Genomic DNA, 18,407 nt, shown 5'->3' with positions numbered 1-18,407 from the left:
GACCCCACCCCTGTCCCGAAAGGACACGCCATGTCCACACCCGACATTGCGGCCGAACCCGCAACCCACGCGGCCGGGCGCACCTCGATCGTCAAGGTCGCCTTCGCCAGCATGATCGGCACGGCCGTCGAATGGTATGACTTCTTCCTCTACGGCTCGGCCGCCGCGCTGGTCTTCGGGCCCCTGTTCTTCCCCGACAGCGAACCGGCCACCGCCACCCTGCTGGCGTTCGCCACGTTCGCGGTGGGCTTCTTCGCCCGCCCGCTCGGCGGGATCGTCTTCGGCCACTACGGCGACAAACTCGGTCGCAAGAAGATGCTGGTCGTCAGCCTGCTCATGATGGGCGCCGCGACCTTCGCCATCGGCCTGCTGCCGACCTTCGCGAGCATCGGTATGGCCGCACCGCTCCTGTTGATCGGCTGCCGACTGCTGCAGGGCTTCGCCGTCGGCGGCGAATGGGGCGGAGCGGTCCTGATGGCCGCCGAACACGGTGACAACGACCGCCGCGGATTCTGGACGTCGTGGACCCAGGCCGGCGTACCCCTCGGAAACCTCCTCTCGGCGGTGGTGCTGTGGGTGCTGGCACTGTTCCAGAGCGACGAAGCCTTCGATTCCTGGGGCTGGCGAATTCCCTTCCTGCTCAGCGCCGTACTGGTCCTGATCGGTCTCTGGATCCGGCTGAGCATCGAAGAATCCCCGGTCTTCGCCGCCAACAAGAAGGCCCTCGAGAACCACAAGGCCGAGCACGCACCGATCATCGAGGTCCTGCGCAAATACCCCCGCGAGGTGCTCATCGCGATGGGGCTGCGACTGGTGGAGAACACCTCGTACTACATCTTCACGGTCGTGGTGATGACCTACATGGTCACCTACCTGGATATGCCCAAGAGCGCCGCCATCGCGGGTGTGCTGATCGCCTCCGTCGCGCAGTTCTTCCTCACCCCGATCATCGGCGCCCTGTCCGACCGGGTCGGCCGGCGACCGCTGTACTTCACCGGCGCACTCGGTGCCGGCATCTGGGGATTCGTCTTCTTCCCCCTCATCGACACCGGCAACCAAACCGTCATCGCGGCGGCGATCTTCATCGGCCTCATCTTCACCACCCTGATGTACGCGCCGCAGGCGGCGATGTTCTCCGAACTGTTCGGCACCAGCGTCCGCTACAGCGGCGCCTCCCTCGGCTACCAACTCGCCTCCGTCTTCGCCGGCGGCCTCGCCCCCGTCATCGCGGTCGCACTGCTCGGCACCGTCGAGGAAAAGAACACCATCGCCGTCAGCATCTACCTCGCCGTCCTCGCCGTGATCACCATCATCGCGGTGATCGCCGCCAAGGAAACCGCCCGCACCTCCCTCGAACACGACCGGGTCCTCGACGAGGCCACCCGCAACTGATGAGCCGCCGGGCCGGTGTGCGGCGCTCACCCCGCACACCGGCCCGGTCACCACCATTCGAAAGAGCCTCCCCCATGAACACACCCGCCCACACCACGGTTATGGACCTGTTCCGGCTGGACGGCAACGCCGCCCTCGTAACCGGTGCCTCCCGCGGCCTCGGCCGCGCACTCGCCATCGCACTCGCCGAGGCGGGAGCCGACATCCTCGCCGTCGACATCGGCGAACTCGACCAGGTCGCCAAGGAGGTGCGCGCCCGGGGCGTTCACTGCGCCACCCGCACCGCCGACCTCAGCAACCTGACACCCGACACCGCGGCCGAGCTGATGTCCTGGGCGGGGACCGAGTTCCCGCATCCGACGATCCTGGTCAACAACGCGGGCATCATCCGCCGCGGCCCGGCAATCGAAACCCCTGCAGCGGACTGGTCGGCGGTGCTCGACCTCAATCTCGCCACCCCGTTCCTGCTCAGTCAGGCCTTTGCACGGGTAGCCCTCGACGACAACGCCGCCGCCAGCATCATCAACATCGCTTCGATCAACTCCTTCCAAGGTGGGATGGAGGTTCCGTCCTATGCCGCCTCCAAGCACGGAATCCTCGGACTGACCCGAGCTCTCGCGAACGAGTGGGCCCCGCACCGCATCCGAGTCAACGCGATCGCCCCCGGCTACATGGAAACCGAATTCACCGCCGCGCACCGCGAGGACCCCGCCCGGGCGGAGAACATGCTGCGCCGCATCCCCGCCGGCACCTGGGGCCGACCGGAAGATCTTGCCGGCGCAGCCGTCTTCCTCGCCTCGGCCGCATCCGCCTACGTCACCGGCACCGCCCTGTCCGTCGACGGTGGATGGCTGTCCCGATAACACCGCGACCACCACTCGGAGGAGCCGCCATGGCATCGACACCGCAGAACCGTACCGACATCCCCGCCGCCGATGCCCGATCGTGGCTGCTCGTCTCGGCCGCCCACAGCAGGCACTTCACCGACACGCACACCGGAGCGGCCGACGCCGTCATCTACGACCTCGAAGACGGTGTCGTGCCCTCCGCCAGACCCGCGGCACGAGAAGCCCTGCAGCTGTGGTTCTCTCGCGGCGGCACCGGCTGGGTCCGCATCAACCCGGCCGAAAGCGAGGACTGGAGCCGCGATCTCGACGCACTCGAGGCAACACCCGGGCTCTTGGGCGTGATGCTCGCCAAATGCGAGTCGGCAGAGCACGTCACCGAGACCGCCGCCCGATTGCCCGCCGGGACCCCCGTTATGGCGCTCGTCGAATCGGCACTGGGCATCGAACGCGCCTACGACATCGCCTCCGCACAGCCGACTTTCCGGCTCGCCTTCGGAAGCGGCGATTTCCGCCGCGACACCGGTGCAGCCGACCTCGCATCTGCCCTTGCCTATGCCCGAGGGCGACTGGTGGTGGCGAGCCGGGCAGCGGGTCTGCCCGGCCCCGTCGACGGTCCCACCGTCACCTCCGCAGAGGATGCGCTCACCGATGCCCTGACCGTGACCCGCACGATGGGCATGTCGGGCAAGCTGTGCATGCACCCCGAGCAGGCCCTTGCCATCAATCACGCGCTGAGCCCAACCCCGACCGACATCGATTGGGCCCGCCAGATCATCGACCAACTCGGCGTCGACGGAGCGCGCATCGAAAACGGCAGCGACCTCCCCAAGCTGGCACGAGCCCGAGCGATCCACCGCCTCGCCACCGTCTTCGCGCAGGGATGACCACCCGCGACTGATTCCGAAAAATTTCCGTTCCGGCATCAGGAACACAGTCTGGGATATAGAAGGCCGATATCTAGAAATCTACCCAGCTCATGTCAAGCGGCGGTTGCGGTGACCATCAGTAATAGATCTGCTGCCATCGCTTTGAAGACGACGTCTGGGAGTCTGCGTTTGAGGATGCGGAGTGCTTCCATTCCACCGTCGCCGCCGACCTTGCGGCGTGCCAACAGGCTCGCGGGTCGGGATGGCAGCGCCTGACTGAGCGCGATGCGGTGAATTGCGGCATTGAGCTGACGGTTTCCGTTGCGCGAGAGTCGATGTCGAGTGTGGTTCGACGACCATACCGGAAGCGGCGCAGTCCCGTTGTGCCGTGTGAACGCATCCTTGGAGTGAAATCTGTCGACACGAGGGGTCTCACCGATCAGCTTTGCTGCGATGAGCGGTCAGCACCCAGTAATCGGCAATCACCCAGGAATCGCGAACAAGGAAGGGGCCAGCACAGCGGTCCGGGAGGTGATCTGACCCGCGAGTTCATCGATCTGGACAGTAAGGCGCCGCAGGTGCCCGACGAATCGGGAGGTTCGGCGACAAGACCCGAAGAATTCGATAGAAGCGCCAGAACACGCTTGTCCGGTCCATTTTCGTCGGCGGCTTCCACGCTGGGTCGAGCTCGTGAAGGTGCCAGCGCAGTCGTGCGATGATGCGAGTCCGTTCGGCAACGAGGTCTTCGCGGTGGTCGACCAGTAGCCGGAGCTCACGTTCTGCGCCGTCGAGGCGGGCTTCGGGCAGATCAGACTCATGCAGGGCCACGCGTGCGACTGCGAGCGCGTCGATCAGATACTTTGCCGTTGGTGCGGGCGCTGTCGCGGACGTTCGCCATCAACTTCGGCGTGACCCGAATTATCCGTTCGCCTGCGGCGATCAAATCGCGTTCGAGGCGCCGACTCAGGTGGCGGCAGTCCTCGATAGCCCACCGTCGATCACCACATTGTTCAGCCGCCCAACGCAACAGCGACAGGTGGCCTTCGCTTGTGTTGCCAATGGTTTTCGTCGACAGTTGTCGTCCCGTCCGATCGACAACGACGGCGGCGTGGGTGCGCTTGTGCGCATCGATCCCTATGGCCATCGTGGTGATATGTCTCCTGCCCCGGGTTGCGGGTGGGTGGCATGGACCGGGTCGATCGGCATATCTGAGTAGGGGCGTCGCCACGCTCCTCGGGGGCCAGGTCGCCCGGTCCTAACGGTGTCGGCCAGAGTAGTTCGGCCATCGGCGAACTGAGTTCCGTGGGCAGCTCAGGATCGAAAGAAGTCGATGATCTTTGGATAAACGATGTTTGGTACTTCCAAGGTCGGGCTGTGACCGACGCCTTCGAGAACGACGAGTTCGCTGTCGGGGAGGGCATCGGCGACTTCTTTGCCCCACTCCGGGGGGCGGGCGTGGTCTTCGACTCCAGAGAAAATCAATACAGGGCAAGTGATGCTTGGGAGCAGGTCGAGCGCTCCCTCACGCGTCATGACGCCCAGCATCGCGGGCCGTAGGCTTCGAGGCAGGGCGTTGATACGGTCGGTCCACAGGGCGACGATGTCGGTGCGCTCGGGATCGTTACGGATCGTCTCACCGAACATCACGCCCAGCGTTTCTTCGAGAATGTCGCCGACGAAGCCGTGGACACTTGCACGGTCGGTCCATGTGACGTACTCCTTGTGCGTTTCGCCGCGGGCAGACGAGCCTGCCATCACGATCTTCCGGAAAAGCTCGGGCCGTCGAGCTGCGACCCGAACCCCGACGTCTCCGCCCATCGATTGCACCAGCATGTTGATGTCTTTCAGTCCCATCACCTCGATCAAGGCGAGAATATCTTCTGCGTCGTCGTCCATCGTGATGACATCGACGTCGTGGAGATCGCTTCTGCCCTGGCCACGAAACTCTGGTCGTACCACACGGAACTCACCGCGCACCGCGTCGATGAGTCCATCGAACATGCGGGAGTCGAGGAAGAGGGAGTGGAGGCAGAGGATGATCGGCAGACCTTCCTCGCCGGTGTCGTCGACAAAAAGATGTGTATCGCGCACTGCGACGACCTGTTGGGTGTGCGGCATGTCTGGCTTCTCCTGTCGGGATAAGAGGAAGGGTCGCGGTTCTTGTTGGTAGCGTGTATCGCCGACTCGGCGTGAGGACGCTCGCACTCGGCAAGGTGATTTCGGGGCGTCGCTAGATTTGTCAGCGGGCCGTTTTGATCAATGCACTGGCTTTGGGGTTCGCTTCGGAGCCCCAATGGCGGACAAATTCGACGGTTGCTTCATCGACGTCCTGCGGGTTCGACGCGCTCAAGAAATGCTGTCCCCCTTCGACAACTCTCAGTTCGGCAGATGAGGAGTTGGTGAACAGCTCGATTTCGTGGCGGGCGTTCTCGATCGAGTACACCGAATCCGCGGTTCCGTGCAGCCACAGGACCGGGCAGGTCACGCTGCTCAGGCGCGCGTGCAGACCGTCGCGGTCGCGCAGGTTGATCGCGCTGATCAGTAGTCGTTTGCGACCTGCATCGCCGGTGTAGTTTGCGCGGTAGGTCGTGAGCCAGAAGTCGTGCTCGTCGGGGGTTACGGTGTCACCGAGGCCGGATTCGAGTAGTTGAGCAACGAACTCGTCCGAGACCACCCAGTCATCACGCACCGGGTCGGCGTGTTCGTCGATGGTGGGGGTGCAGAATTCGTGACCGTCCCAACATCCCAGGTCGCGGCTGCGTTGGCTTTCGTCGTCCATCGAGGTGCCCAGGATGATGATGCCCTTGGCCTTGTCGGGGGCGAGCATGGCCATCCGGGCGGCGATCCATCCGCCCTGGGAGGTGCCAAGGACGAACACCTCGGGGATACCGAGGGCGTCGAGGACTTGGAGGTTCGCGATGGCGCTGTCCCAGTAGGTGAACTGTTCGTAGGTCGCGCGTGTCCCGCCGTGACCGTAGGGCTCGATGGCCAGCAGGTTCATCGCCTGCATAAGTTCGGTGTCGGCGAACTGTGCCCGGTACAACTCCACTGATGTGGTGAACGAGTTGATCATGACCAGTGTCGGGAGCGTCGGGTTGTACGGTGCGCCGAATTTGTAACTGATCGTCGAGCCGCCCAGATGCGGAACGGTGATGGTGTGGGCTTGGCCGGGCATTGTTTCTCCTTGGTTTCCGGGTCGGGTTGGACGCTGGCCCCGAGCGGGTGCGGAGCTGCGGTGTGTCGAGGGGATGATCTAGGCATACTCGAGGTTGCATCGTTGCTTGGAGACGACGGCGCGGTCGAGGTGGCGGAACTTTCCGACGGGTTCGCGGGTGAACAGCGTCAGCAGGACCACGGCGAGAATGCACGCACCGACCATGACATAGAGCCCCCAGTTGTATCCGGACACCGACGAGAATCCGCCGCCTGCGCCGATCAGCACGCCGAGGATCAGCGGGGAGAGCCCGCCGAGGTATGTCGCGGTCAGCATGACCGAGTTGGCGGTTCCCATGGCACCCTTCTCGGCGGAGTCGCTGACGAAGCCGTAGATGACGGGGAAGATCCCATTGGTGGCCATGCCGGCGAAGAGCTGGATGACGATCAGCCATACCAGTCCCAGTCCAGCGTACTGCAGCAGGAAGATCCCGACCGCGAGCCAAGTGAAGGCGATGATCGAGGTGAACTTGCGGCCGAGCCAGTCGGAGACGGTGCCCCAGAGGATCTGTCCGATACCGCCGGTGATGGTGAAGATCGCGGAGTAGGCAGCCGCTTCGGCGAAACTGTAGTTGCCGACGAACGCGATGTACTGCGGAAGCCAGAAGCTGATCCCGGTGTAGACGGCGATTCCCAGCAGCGACGCCAGCGACGGCACAACGATATTCGGATTGCGCAGTGCCCGGCCGAGCGCCCCTGCGGGTGCGCGGTGGTGCTGATCGTCCTCGGTGGAGTGCAGCGGCTTGGTCAAGCCGGCCTCCACCGTGTCCTTCTCGAACTTCGCGTAGCGATTCTTGGTGGCGAACAGCCAGTAGCCGATCCAGATGGGGATCATCGCGAGCGGGATGAGCAGGAAGACGTAGCGCCAGTTCTCGGGGCCGAAGGCCGCGAGAATGCCGGCGGTGACGATGGAGGCGATGAGGGTTCCCCACGGGTAGCCGGTGTGCTGAATGCCGAGGGCCAAGCCGCGGCGTTCGACGGGGTAGGACTCTGCCATCGAGGTAACTTCGATGGCTTCGCCCGCGCCGCCGAAGGCGTTCTTGGCCGACTGCAGCACGACGATCGACCACAGCGACTGGGTGAAGGCTCCGATGCCGGTGACGATCGAGAAGATGAAGTACCCCGCGGCCATCACACCGTTGCGGTATTTGCGCGCCCACCCATGTCCGCCGCGGTCGAACCACGGCCCGAGTGGTAGCGCCAACAGCGAGCACGACGCGGTGATGATCGCGGCGATGACGCCTGCGGTACCCGGCGAGATCGAGAATTCTTTGACGATCGAGGGGAGAACGAAGAAGAAGATCTGGCGGGTGTTTGCATTCATCGCGTAGACCAGCCAGAGGAAGATCAGTGCCCCGATTGCATACCCGGGCGTGCGGGCACGCTTACGCCGAGTGGTGCGCGGGGGTGTGTTCATCGTGGGTGCCTCGGTGGAGACGAGTGGCACATTGGGGTTCGGCATGGGAACTCCAGTCGGGAGGGAGGGGGCGGACCGACCGATCGGCGCCCCGACGTGTGTGATGAAGGTGCCCGTACGCCGCGGTTGGAATCGGAGGAGTCCGAGGGTGGGCTGCGGGCGGGGGGTGGTCTCGAGACGACGCGCCCGGGGAGATCGATGGCGTTCAAGCCGTCGGTATGGATCAGCAGGATGTCGCGTTTGCGGATTTCGATGCGGCTATCGCCGGAGGCTGATCAGCGGATGAATCGGTCGACGTAGTCGGCGCCGAGCCCGATCTTCTCGTAGTGCGCGCGGGCCTTGTCGATCTTGCTGAAGACGTCTTCGATGCCGACGGTGTTGCCGTCGACGTCGACGTAGATGTACGCGCCGCTCACGTGGAACAGGGTGGCCATCTCGGTCACGTCTTCGGGGACCTCGAGGGTGTGGATGTCGCCGGGCGGCTCGAAGGCGTAGGTGCCCTCCTCTGCCCACCAGTCGTACTCGAGGTAGTGCCAACGACCCCGCAGAGTGAAGGCGTGCACCGCACCGGCGTGCCGGTGTCGGGACAAGATGCCCGAGCGGCGCACCCGCAGGATGTTCACGAAGTAGCCCTGGCTCGCCGACAACACCAGCGGGCGGAACTCGACATCCTGCGACTGCGGAACCCACAGCCGCTCATCACACTCCAGATCCAACGCACCCGGAACGATCAGATCGTCACTCATGCCATACGGCTTCGGCCCCGTGTAGGGCACAGCCGCCTCGTCCTTCATCTCAACGGTGGAACTCACGATGCTCTCCTAGTGCCTAATCGCATAAGTGACGGTACAGCACCGTGACGGGGCTCACAAGACCTCGAATTAAGTCGCCGAGATAGCCCGGTCTTCCCATTGCGCTACGCATTACGTATCGACAAGAAGTCCGGTAAGCGCGAGGTGTGTCCGAGCATCTGCTTACTTAACCGAATCATTTCGGATCCGCAGGCCCGGGATGGCCGAGACGCACCTGCAGCGGAGGGGGTACTTAGTCGACTAAGCTACGCGTGTGACGGACATCCGACAGACCCGCGACTCGGCGGATCGACCCGGTCGCGCGCGTCGAGTGCGGATGAGCGACGTAGCGAGTCGGGCCGGGGTTTCGTCGGCGTCGGTCTCGTATGCGTTGAGTGGTGCGCCGGGGGTCAGCGAGGAGCGGCGCCGTCATATCCTCGCCGTGGCGGCCGAGATGGGGTTTCGGCCCAGCCGCACCGCCCGGGACCTGCGCTCGGGTACCACCCGGACGATCGGGTTGCTGCTGGCGGATATCACCAACCCGTTCTACGCCGAGGTCGCCGGGGGCGTGGTCGCCGCCGCGCACGACGAGGGCTACGAGGTATCGGTCGCTCACGTCGGGGTCGACGGCACCCGGCAGGCAGAGGCGGCCTACGCGCAGGTCGACCGCAATTGCAGTGGGTTGATTTTCACTGGGCTGGTGGCCTCCGACAAACCGCTGCTGGACACTCTCCGCCAGGAGAACATTCCTGTCGTACAGGTCTACCGGCGGGTCGAGGGAGAACTCTCGGACTGGGTCGGGATCGACGACTACCACGCGGCGTTCGAGATGGCGTCGCATGTGGTCGCCACCGGACGGCGCAAGGTCGCGATTCTCGGTGGACCCGAAGCCTCGAGCGCGTCCACCGGTCGTCTGCGCGGCTATCAGGACGCCCTGCGCAAGGCGGGATTGACCGCGGTGAACGAACCCGATGTGTGGGGAGAACTGAGCCGCGCATCCGGGGCGCTGCATGCGCGAACGCTGTTCGCCAAGTACCCCGACGTCGACGCGGTCCTGTGCGGAAACGACGTGATCGCCCTCGGCGTTCTCGACGTTTGCACCGAGATCGGCAAGCGCGTACCGGAGGACATGGCACTGACCGGGTTCGACGACATGAGCTTCTCGAGCGCCGGGCCCCTGCAGTTGAGCACCGTCACCGTTCCGCGTGACCTGATGGGGCGCCGCGCCGCGCGACGGCTGCTGCAGCGCATCGCCGGTGACAACAGCCCACCCCGAAACGACCTGCTGCCGTACGCGATTCAAGTCCGATCCACCACCGTCCCAGTGGGCGGGCGCTGACCCCCTGCGCTGACCGCGGACTCGGCCCGCCGGTGTCGCAGGCCGGGCACGGCGTCGGTCGCAGAATCTTCGTGCTCGCCCTCGCTGGAAGTGGTGGTCGCCCCGGCAGGGTGCGGCGCCCGGCCGATGTTTCCGGTGCCGGCACGACGGACGGAGTCGGTCGCGGCGCCGCGACTCGTACCGGCCGGCATCAGAGACGGCAGCGACCTCCCCGAACCGGCCCGAGTCCGAGCGATCCACCGCTCGCCACCGCCTGCGCAGACGCATGACCCGCCACTGATTCGAATAAGCCATTGTCCCCGCAACAGGCACTCGGCCTCAAATATCGGTGTTCCGTCAGCCCACGCGATTAGCCGTTCTTAGACAATGGCTTACGCCACCTATCCTTCGCTTGTTTGTGGGTTGTGTCGGCCGTCACGTATCTGTACCGTAGATTATGCGATTAAGTTCGAATGCTGCTTGATGGAAGCCGGTATCTCGCCTAACCACACCACGACTTTCCAGTCGTGCTCTCGTAACAGGAGTTCACGATCATGTCCGACACAGCACGCACGACGAGGGTTCCGACCACCACCGAGTTGCTCGAGGACCAGCCCAAGAACTGGGGAAAATGGGGTTCCGACGACGAAGTGGGCGCACTGAACTACCTCGGCTCCCGCGAAGCGCTCGCCGGCGTCGGCGAAGTCAGGCAGGGAAAGACGTTCACGTTGCAGGTGCAGATCGGCAACCCCAAGGGGGATCCCACCTTCCCGGGCCCGCGGGGACCGGCGCGCCGGGTGAACATCATGGATCGTGGTGTCTATCTCGGTGGTGCCGGCCCGGAGGTCGAAGGTGATGCCCAGTTCGCCGACGACATGATCATCATGTACCTGCAGGGTTCGAGTCAGTACGACGCTCTTGGGCACTTGTGGTGCGGGGATCAGATCTACAACGGCTACCCGGCCGAGACGACGACCGGCGGGATGAAGAAGGCCAGCATCTTGCCGATCGCCGAGAAGGGCGTCGTCGGCCGTGGTGTTCTGATCGACATGGCCTGCTACCGCGGCAAGAGGTGGCTGGACAAAGGCGAGACCTTCGACCACACCGATCTGGTCGCCGCCGCCGCCCAGCAGGGTGTCGAGATCCGTAAGCGGGACATCTTGTTGGTCCACACCGGATGGCTCGAATACTTCTACAACACCCCGCGCGAGACGTTTTACGACAACTTCAACGAGCCGGGCCTGACGTATTCACCCGAGCTGGTCGCGTGGTTCAACGACATGGAAATTCCCAATCTCGTCACCGACACGATCGCCAACGAAGTCACCCACGACCCGGTCTCCGGCGTCTGGCTGCCGCTGCACAACGCGTTGATGCGCAACCTCGGAGTCACCTTCGCCGAGATCATCGCCCTGCACGAACTGGCCGAGGACTGCAAGGACGATGGCCAGTACTCGTTCCTCTACACGGCAGCACCACTGAAGGTGGTCGAAGGAACCGGCGCACCGGTCAATCCGATCGTGATCAAGTAGGGCAGACCGATCAACCAGCTGCACGCCGACGGAACGCCTGCGAGTCGCACCGGCCGCCGGAACCTGGCACGGGTGCCGCTCGGTGACGCGTAACGCACGGCGGGAGATCTCGTTGCTCGAGCTGATCGACGACCTCGACGCGCACGAGGCGCGGTTCACCGCCCGGATCGCCACCGAGCTACATAACGACCGCGGGTACACAGCGGTCCAGGCGCTGCCCGGCATCGGGCCCACCCTGCCCGCGGTGTTCGTCGCCGAGATTGGGACGTGCACCGGTTCACTGATCCCGCTCACCTGTGCTCCTGGGCCGGTCTGGCACCCAGGCACCGCGAGTCCTTTCGCCGTCGTGCGCCGCGGGCACACCAGCAAGCAGGGCAGCAATCTGGTGCGCTGGGCGGCGGTCGAGGCCATCCGACGGCATCCCGAGGGGCACGAAGATCGCCGTCGACCGCACCCCGCATCGAGGCCCGTCGCGGCAAGAATATCGCCAAGGTCGCCGCGGCGAGAAAATTGCTCACCCTCGTCTACTACGGTCTGCGCGACGGGCACATCCGCGCACGGACCCACATAGTGTGGCGTGAGCACCCGGGCCAACACCCGCGCGGCCGCTGCACTATCTGACCCCTGCCTCGGCGGCGTGGTCGCCAACGTGATTGACCCCGCGTGTTGCTTCGCCGTAACATTCCATGCCCGCCGGGCCGGGCGAAAGGAGGCCCGGAAGCCGAGGAAGCTCGGCCATGCCCCGGCCCTGCCCCAGCCCTACCTCACTGGAGACGTTGCACCACAACAACATACTGAAGCCGAACTGCGTTTCGGGCCTCCGGCGTTATCGGGCTCATACCAGTCTGCGCCGGGCCGGGCCACCATCAAGACCATTCGTCCTCGCTCACGTCACGGGCGTTGTGTCTTGACCCCCGGCCCTCATCCAGCGGTGTCCGCATGGAGCCGAAACCTGTGGAACGCCACCCTCGACAAGGCCTCCTCCTGCAGGGATGACAGTGCCTTCGCAACCTCGGGATCTGCCGGACCGTCAGCCGCATGAGCCGCCGGTTCGGCGGTGGTACGGGTATGCGCTCGCTAATCTGCGTATCTCGTCCGGGACACAGTCCGATTCAGGGACAACCTGCCACAACCGCTCGATGAACCTGCGCGTTGTTATTCCGAAGTGCACAAATATTTCCTCCTCGGTCGCGCCCCCGAATGGTGCCCACCTGATGGCGAACTCGATGAGTTGCTCAACGTCGATGTCAGGATGGTTGCGCTTGCGGTTCGCATCGATCCAAGTGGCGCGCCGCCTGTGGCGCCATTGCCGATATTCACGAGAGTTCATGGGAATCACACATCTGATCGGGACTGAGGAAGCCTTGGGAAGTTTGGGAGACCTCGTCGCAGGAGGGAGGAAGGGGAGTGCAAGTTGCGCGCGCTATCGAAGGTTCCTCCTAGCGCCGCAGAACTGCGGGGCCCTCGCGTTCGGCCGTCGCACCGGCGCCGGCCTTTGGCGACCGGCTGACGTACTGTGCACGCGTCACTGGCATGGGTGATGTGGGTCAGCGATGCATCTCCTCCGTGAGCTACCCGGCGCTCGAGCGGGTTTCGTGTTGCTGGGGCACGATCGCCGAATCGGCGGATATTCTTCGGGCCCGCCGCCCCCTCGCGGTTCGAGAGTCCACGCGAGTGCGGTACTACGCCTCGCAACGGGCGCACCGGCCAGGGGGCGCCTGCGCCTGGTTCGGCTCGGGTGCCCCCTGAACGTCAGGGAACGCTGATGAAGTTGGAGAAACCGCCGTGCCGGGCGGGGAGGTCCTCGAGCGCTTCGTTGATCTTTTCCAGGGGGAAGGTGTGATGCTCGAGGATGGAGAGGTCGAGTTGGCCGGTGCCGACGAGGTCGGCCATGTCCTGGGCTTCGGCGGTGGAGAACCACACGCTCCCGAGGATTGTGAGCTGATTGGTCATCACCGAGATCATGTCCAGCTGCGGAGATTCCATCATGCCGCCGATATCGACGGCGATGCCGCCCCGTCGGAGCGTTGCGAGGGCGTCGAGGTATGCCTCGGCCGGTGCCCCGGGGCCGAGGGCGTCGATCACGACGTCGACGCCCTCGCCGTTGTTGTGCTCGCGGGTCCAGCTGCGTAGATCCCCGGATCCGGCAGTGAGCACGTGGATGCGGTCGGCGGCGATTGCCTTGACTTCGTCGAGAAGGTCAGCGTTGCGGCCGGTGCCCAACACGCGGGTCGCACCCATCGCGAGTGCGCTGAGACATGCACCGAGACCGAGGGTTCCGGATATTCCATTGATGAAGACGGTCGACCCCGGTCCGACGCCGGACCGACGAAGGGCCGAATAGCCGGTTCCGAGGTAACCGAAACGGGCGCCCTCTTCGAAACTGACCGCGTCGGGAAGCTTGACCAGGTTGCGCTGCGGCGCAGTGAGGTACTCGCCGAGTCCGCCGTAGGGGTAGGCGTCGAAGCGTCGCTGTCCGTCCGCGCCGAAGGAAAAGTATCCCATGAACGTGTAGGAGTCGCAGTTTTGGTCCTGGCCGCGGCGGCATGCCCGGCAGGCCCCGCAGGACAGACCGGGATTGATGTAGACCCTGTCTCCCACGGCCACGTTCGTGACGTGGCTGCCGACCGCAGCGACGACACCGGCTGAGTCGAGCCCGAAGGTGGCGGGCAACTTCGGCAGCGGTAATTGCGGGAACCACTCGCCGTAGGATGCGAGGACGTTTCGCAGGTTCGGAACGATGTTGCAGGCCCTGACCTCGACGAGGACGTCGGTCGGACGCGGTTTTGGAACGGGAATCTCCTCAATCTTCAGCGGCTGGTCGAATGCGTGCAGACGGGCGACGCGCATGGTCGATTTCATTGTGTATCTTCCTGGGTTGGCGGTTGGGGCAGTGGAGTACGAGATGTGGTGGTGCACCCGCCGCATGTACAGGCGCCCGTATGGTTGGAACTGGTCTCAGGGAACTGGTGATGGGTGAGGTCGGATATGAACCGGTCTCGCGCACCGGAAACCGGCGATAGCTGCTGTTGTGGGTCGCGGAGGGATTGCCGAACACGTCTCCGCGGTGATGCGTTGTCGTTGCCTCAGGGATCAGGCTGGTGACGTGTGAAGTTCGACGGCGAAGTCGGGTTCGGTGGCAGCCCGGACGGCTTCAACGGTCACTCGCGGTGCGAGCTCTCTCAAGACGAGGCCGCGGGCGGTGATGTCGAAAACGCATAGGTTCGTGATGATGCGTTCGACGACAGCCAGACCGGTGATGGGTAGGGTGCACGATGGCACGATTTTGAATGATCCGTCCTTGGCCACGTGCTCCATGAGGACGACGACCTTCTTGGCGCCACCGACGAGGTCCATGCCACCGCCCATGCCCTTGACCATCTTCCCGGGGATCATCCAGTTGGCGATGTCACCGGTGGCGGATACCTGCATCGCGCCGAGGATCGCGACGTCTATCTTGCCGCCGCGGATCATGCCGAAGCTGGTTGCGGAGTCGAAGATCGACGCCCCCTCGCGCAGGGTGACGGTGGCCTTACCGGCGTTGACCAGGTCGGCGTCCTCGTCGCCCTCGTACGGGTACTGCCCGGTTCCCAGCACACCGTTTTCCGATTGCAGCACCAGCTCGACATCGTCGGGAACGTAGTTCGAAACCAGAGTGGGCAGACCGATACCGAGATTGACGTAGTCCCCGTCCGACAATTCGGCGGCTGCACGGGCGGCCATCTGTTCCCGCGAGAGACCATGCAAGGTCGCGCCGCTCACCGCCGCTACGTCCGTAGCCGCGGTGGTATCACCTGTCGTGGTGGAGGGCGTGCAGTTCGACCGGGGGAGCGTGGTGCGCTTCTCGATTCGTTTGTCGGCGGCTTGGTCGGCAGTGAGGGGAAGTACCCGGTGCACGTAGATGCCGGGGAGATGGATCTCGTCGGGGTCGAGTTCTCCGGCGTCGACGAGGATCTCGACCTCCGCGATGGTGGTCCGTCCGGCCATCGCGGCGAGGGGGTTGAAGTTGCGGGCGGACTTGCGGAAGACGAGGTTGCCGTGCCGGTCGCCCTTCCATGCTCGGACGAGCCCGAAGTCGCAGGTGATGGCTTCCTCGAGCACGTACGGGCGGGTCCGGCCGGCGAAGGTGATTTCCTCGACCGTTTTAGGTGGGCTTTTCTGCACGACCTGGCCTTGTGCATTGTACCGCCGGGGCAGCCCGCCTTCGGCGACTTGGCTGCCGACCCCGGTTGCGGTGAAGAATGCCGGGATACCGGATCCGCCGGCCCGGAGTTTCTCGGCGAGGGTGCCCTGGGGAACAAGTTCGACTTCGAGTTCGCCTTGCAAGTACTGCCGTTCGAACTCCTTGTTCTCGCCGACGTAGGAGGCCACCATCCGCCGGATACGTCCTTCGTTGAGCAGTAGCCCCAACCCCCAGTCGTCGACACCGCAGTTGTTCGAGACCACTTCGAGGTTGTCGACGCCCGTCGTCAGGAGCGCGTCGATCAAGACGCTGGGAATACCGCACAGGCCGAATCCTCCGACCGACAGGGAATCGCCACTGGCGATTCCCTCGATTGCTTCCCGTGCGGTGCGGACGACCTTGTCCATGAGAAAAGACCTCTTCTGTTCGGGTTGGCGCCGGATACTCGGGCACGGTCTGTCGACCACGCCGAGGGTCGGACGCGTAGGTTGGTCATACCTGTGTACTGGCGGCGATCGACGAGATCAGCCGAGCCACTTGATGATCGAAGCGAGCGTGTCGGACACCAGGTCGGGTCGGCCGTCGAAGTAGTGTCCGGCGCCGGTGACAGCGAGTAGTTCCTTGCGGGGATGCGGTGCACCCTCATAGAGAGCGGACGCCATGGATGGGAAGCATCCGCGGTCTGCGGTTCCATAGGCGACGAAAACCGGCACACTCACCCGCTCGAGGCAGGTGGGGCCGTATCCGTTGCTGTCAGCGACACTCCACTGGGACAGCCAGGATCGCAGGGTGCTGAAGGTTCCCAGGGTGACCGGTCGAAGATTCGCCGACATCGTATCCCCCCACAGGGTCCCGGGCTCACGATCGGAGGCGTCGAGGGTGACATCAACGGATCGTGGGTCCGCGCACGTTCCGTGAACGCGGAACGGCAGATCCGGCACGCCGGCGCCGTAGCGTTCGGTCAGCTCGGCCAGCTGCGCTTTGACCCAGTCGGTGATGCGCGTCATCCGGCGGGCCTGGGCGTCCCGGTAGGTGGCCACCCACTCCGGATCGAGGGGGACAGTGCGACCGGAGAACAGATCCAGCTCTGGATCGCGCCGGAAGGGGTCGTCTTCGCTGATGATCGCCGGGTCGAGCCAGCCCTGGATCAGGTCGGCGCGGCCCGCGTGTGCATTGAGCATCACCAAGGCATCGACCGGCGGTAGTTCGGCGCGGGTGAGGTCGGTGCCTCCGCCGCCGGGGGCGTCGCGGATGCTCGGGTTCTCGGCCTCGGCCTGGTACAGGGCGGCCAAACCGCCGCCGCCGGAGTTACCGACGAGCACGATGCGCTCGTAGCCCTCCGTCTCGCGGAGGTGCTTGATGATCGAACCCAGGTCAGCCACACAGTTTTCGAGGATGACCTGGGTGTCGTTGCCGGCGTAGCGGGTGACGACTCCGACCGCATCCATCCCGAGTTCCGCGCACGGTGCCAGGGCGTAGTGGCCGACGAAATTGGAGCTCGGATGGCAGAACACCAGCACGGTGTCCGAACGCCGGCCCTCGGCCGCACGCTCCCGGCCGCACCAGAGTGTGCCGGACGCGCGGGCGATGCCGGAGTAGACGTCGCCGCCCATCGCGGCCTGCATCGGAACTGGGAGCAGCTCACGCATCACTGGGCACCTTCCGTGCGCCTGCGTTGGATTCTTCGAGGTTTGCCCAGGTGAATGGGTATTCCGGGTCGACACAGTCCTCGAGAGCGGCGGACAGCTGCAGGGGCCGGTGGGTGTCGACCATGACCTGGTATTCGTCGGCGCGGGCGGCGCCGAGCGCTCGCTCGACGTTGCCCGGGTGCGGGCCGTGGATGAAGCCGGCCGGGTGGACCGTGATCGATCCGAGCCCGACGCCGGTGCCCTGCCGGGTCTTGGCCTGTCCCTTCGCGTAGAAGAGGACTTCGTCGCTGTCGACGTTGGAGTGGAACGGCGGGATCGGTACCGCGTTCGGGTTGTAGTCGAGCAGCCGCGGGACGAAGTTGCACATGACGAACCCGGGGGCTTCGAGGATCTGATGCATCGGCGGCGGCTGGTGCAGGCTGCCGGTGATCGGCTCGAAGTCGTGGATGCTGAAGCTCCACGGGTACATGCCGCCGTGCCATCCGACCACGTCGAAGGGATGGCGCTTGTGGATGTTGCGGGTCAGCCCGGTGCGGGTCCGGACGATGACGGGCACATCCGAGCCGGACTCGTCGAGCAGCTCGGTGGGGCGGCGGATGTCGAGTTCGCAGTAGGGGGTGCCCTCGATGAACTGCCCACGCTCGGACAGGTAGCGCTTCGGCGGATCGATGTGTCCGCGCGCTTCGACGAACAGCAGCCGAAGTTCGTCGTCTCCGCGGACGGTCCACCGGTGGATGGTGGAGGTCGGGACGATGACGTAGTCGCCTTCGACGATCTCGATCCGGCCGAAGGTGCTTTCGAGGGCGCCGCTGCCGCTTTCGACGTAGGCCAGTTCGTCACCGGTGCTGTTCTTGTACAGGCTGCTGTCTTCGGTCGCGACGGCATAGGAGATGCGGACGTCGTCGTTGGACAGCAACAGCACTCGGTCCAGGACTGCGTCGCCCTTGATGGGCAGGCTGTGCGGGGTCAGGTGGATCGGTGAGAGCGGCTGGTTCGGGTGCAGGCCCTCGTCTGGGGTTTCGACGGTCTCGATCGCAGTCAGCGCGCTCGGCGGATTGCGGTGGTACAGCAGCGAGGTGTCGCCGACGAAGCCGTCTTCCCCGATCAGCTCCTCCCAATACAGTGAGCCGTCCAGTTGGCGGAATGCGACATGGCGCTTACGCGGAACGTGACCGACTTGGGTGAAGAATGGCATGGT

General features: G+C 64.7%; 17 protein-coding genes. 6 read left to right on the top strand and 11 right to left on the bottom strand.

Translation table 11 applies throughout. From position 1 onward, the window contains the following. Positions 1-30 precede the first annotated feature (30 nt). The 3 genes from CJ177_RS41650 (at position 31) to CJ177_RS41640 (ending at position 3,124) form a co-directional block, all read left to right on the top strand. Entirely contained in the window at positions 31-1,392 is a 1,362-nt protein-coding gene (locus tag CJ177_RS41650) for an MFS transporter (RefSeq protein ID WP_095870491.1), read from the top strand. 74 nt (positions 1,393-1,466) lie between these two features. Then, on the top strand, positions 1,467-2,255 hold the full coding sequence (locus CJ177_RS41645; RefSeq protein WP_095870490.1) for an SDR family oxidoreductase: 789 nt from the start codon (positions 1,467-1,469) through the stop codon (positions 2,253-2,255). Positions 2,256-2,284: 29 nt separating this feature from the next. After that, complete coding sequence (locus tag CJ177_RS41640) at positions 2,285-3,124, top strand: CoA ester lyase (protein ID WP_095870489.1); 840 nt, start codon at positions 2,285-2,287, stop codon at positions 3,122-3,124. A gap of 95 nt (positions 3,125-3,219) precedes the next feature. Here CJ177_RS41640 and CJ177_RS48865 read toward each other — a convergent pair whose 3' ends face one another. From CJ177_RS48865 to CJ177_RS41615, 7 genes are all read right to left on the bottom strand, one after another. Further along, positions 3,220-3,546 (bottom strand): IS110 family transposase, encoded by a 327-nt coding sequence (locus CJ177_RS48865; RefSeq protein ID WP_257014977.1) that lies wholly within the window; start codon positions 3,544-3,546, stop codon positions 3,220-3,222. 109 nt (positions 3,547-3,655) lie between these two features. Next, positions 3,656-3,934 (bottom strand): hypothetical protein, encoded by a 279-nt coding sequence (locus tag CJ177_RS49620; protein ID WP_373560080.1) that lies wholly within the window; start codon positions 3,932-3,934, stop codon positions 3,656-3,658. Then, a complete protein-coding gene (locus tag CJ177_RS48860) occupies positions 3,921-4,250 on the bottom strand; it encodes an IS110 family transposase (protein ID WP_257014944.1) in 330 nt (109 codons plus the stop codon). Before CJ177_RS48860 ends, CJ177_RS49620 begins: the two co-directional genes overlap by 14 nt. Before the next feature lie 167 nt (positions 4,251-4,417). After that, positions 4,418-5,224 carry an alpha/beta fold hydrolase gene (locus CJ177_RS41630; RefSeq protein WP_095870488.1) on the bottom strand — a complete coding sequence of 269 codons (807 nt, stop codon included), beginning with the start codon at positions 5,222-5,224 and terminating at the stop codon, positions 4,418-4,420. Positions 5,225-5,345: 121 nt separating this feature from the next. Further along, positions 5,346-6,281: an alpha/beta fold hydrolase gene (locus tag CJ177_RS41625; RefSeq protein WP_095870487.1), complete on the bottom strand. Its 936-nt coding sequence runs from the start codon at positions 6,279-6,281 to the stop codon at positions 5,346-5,348. A gap of 78 nt (positions 6,282-6,359) precedes the next feature. Next, positions 6,360-7,781, bottom strand: a complete 1,422-nt coding sequence (locus CJ177_RS41620; protein WP_257014943.1) for a nitrate/nitrite transporter — start codon at positions 7,779-7,781, stop codon at positions 6,360-6,362. Between the two features lie 230 nt (positions 7,782-8,011). Continuing rightward, on the bottom strand, positions 8,012-8,548 hold the full coding sequence (locus CJ177_RS41615; protein ID WP_095870486.1) for a 2,4'-dihydroxyacetophenone dioxygenase family protein: 537 nt from the start codon (positions 8,546-8,548) through the stop codon (positions 8,012-8,014). A gap of 316 nt (positions 8,549-8,864) precedes the next feature. Between CJ177_RS41615 and CJ177_RS41610 the strand changes: the two genes are divergently transcribed. From CJ177_RS41610 to CJ177_RS49615, 3 genes are all read left to right on the top strand, one after another. Next, positions 8,865-9,866 (top strand): LacI family DNA-binding transcriptional regulator, encoded by a 1,002-nt coding sequence (locus CJ177_RS41610; RefSeq protein WP_095870485.1) that lies wholly within the window; start codon positions 8,865-8,867, stop codon positions 9,864-9,866. A gap of 533 nt (positions 9,867-10,399) precedes the next feature. Next, the gene (locus tag CJ177_RS41605; protein WP_095870484.1) at positions 10,400-11,377 is read left to right on the top strand and encodes a cyclase family protein; all 978 of its coding nucleotides are present in this window, start codon (positions 10,400-10,402) and stop codon (positions 11,375-11,377) included. A gap of 267 nt (positions 11,378-11,644) precedes the next feature. Beyond that, positions 11,645-11,998: a transposase gene (locus CJ177_RS49615; RefSeq protein WP_373560079.1), complete on the top strand. Its 354-nt coding sequence runs from the start codon at positions 11,645-11,647 to the stop codon at positions 11,996-11,998. A gap of 1,131 nt (positions 11,999-13,129) precedes the next feature. Here CJ177_RS49615 and CJ177_RS41590 read toward each other — a convergent pair. The 4 genes from CJ177_RS41590 to CJ177_RS41575 form a co-directional block, all read right to left on the bottom strand. Further along, on the bottom strand, positions 13,130-14,239 hold the full coding sequence (locus CJ177_RS41590; RefSeq protein WP_095870482.1) for an alcohol dehydrogenase catalytic domain-containing protein: 1,110 nt from the start codon (positions 14,237-14,239) through the stop codon (positions 13,130-13,132). 231 nt (positions 14,240-14,470) lie between these two features. After that, entirely contained in the window at positions 14,471-15,967 is a 1,497-nt protein-coding gene (locus CJ177_RS41585) for a 3-oxoacid CoA-transferase (RefSeq protein WP_095870481.1), read from the bottom strand. Between the two features lie 117 nt (positions 15,968-16,084). Then, the gene (locus CJ177_RS41580) at positions 16,085-17,209 is read right to left on the bottom strand and encodes an alpha/beta hydrolase (protein ID WP_257014941.1); all 1,125 of its coding nucleotides are present in this window, start codon (positions 17,207-17,209) and stop codon (positions 16,085-16,087) included. Beyond that, positions 17,202-18,404, bottom strand: a complete 1,203-nt coding sequence (locus CJ177_RS41575; protein WP_095870480.1) for a homogentisate 1,2-dioxygenase — start codon at positions 18,402-18,404, stop codon at positions 17,202-17,204. The genes CJ177_RS41580 and CJ177_RS41575 overlap by 8 nt, the downstream gene beginning before the upstream one ends. Positions 18,405-18,407 lie beyond the last annotated feature (3 nt).

Origin of the sequence: Rhodococcus sp. ACPA1 (assembly GCF_002300195.1) — a bacterium.
Lineage (GTDB): Bacteria > Actinomycetota > Actinomycetes > Mycobacteriales > Mycobacteriaceae > Rhodococcus_F > Rhodococcus_F opacus.
This window is presented reverse-complemented; position numbering and strand designations above follow the sequence as displayed.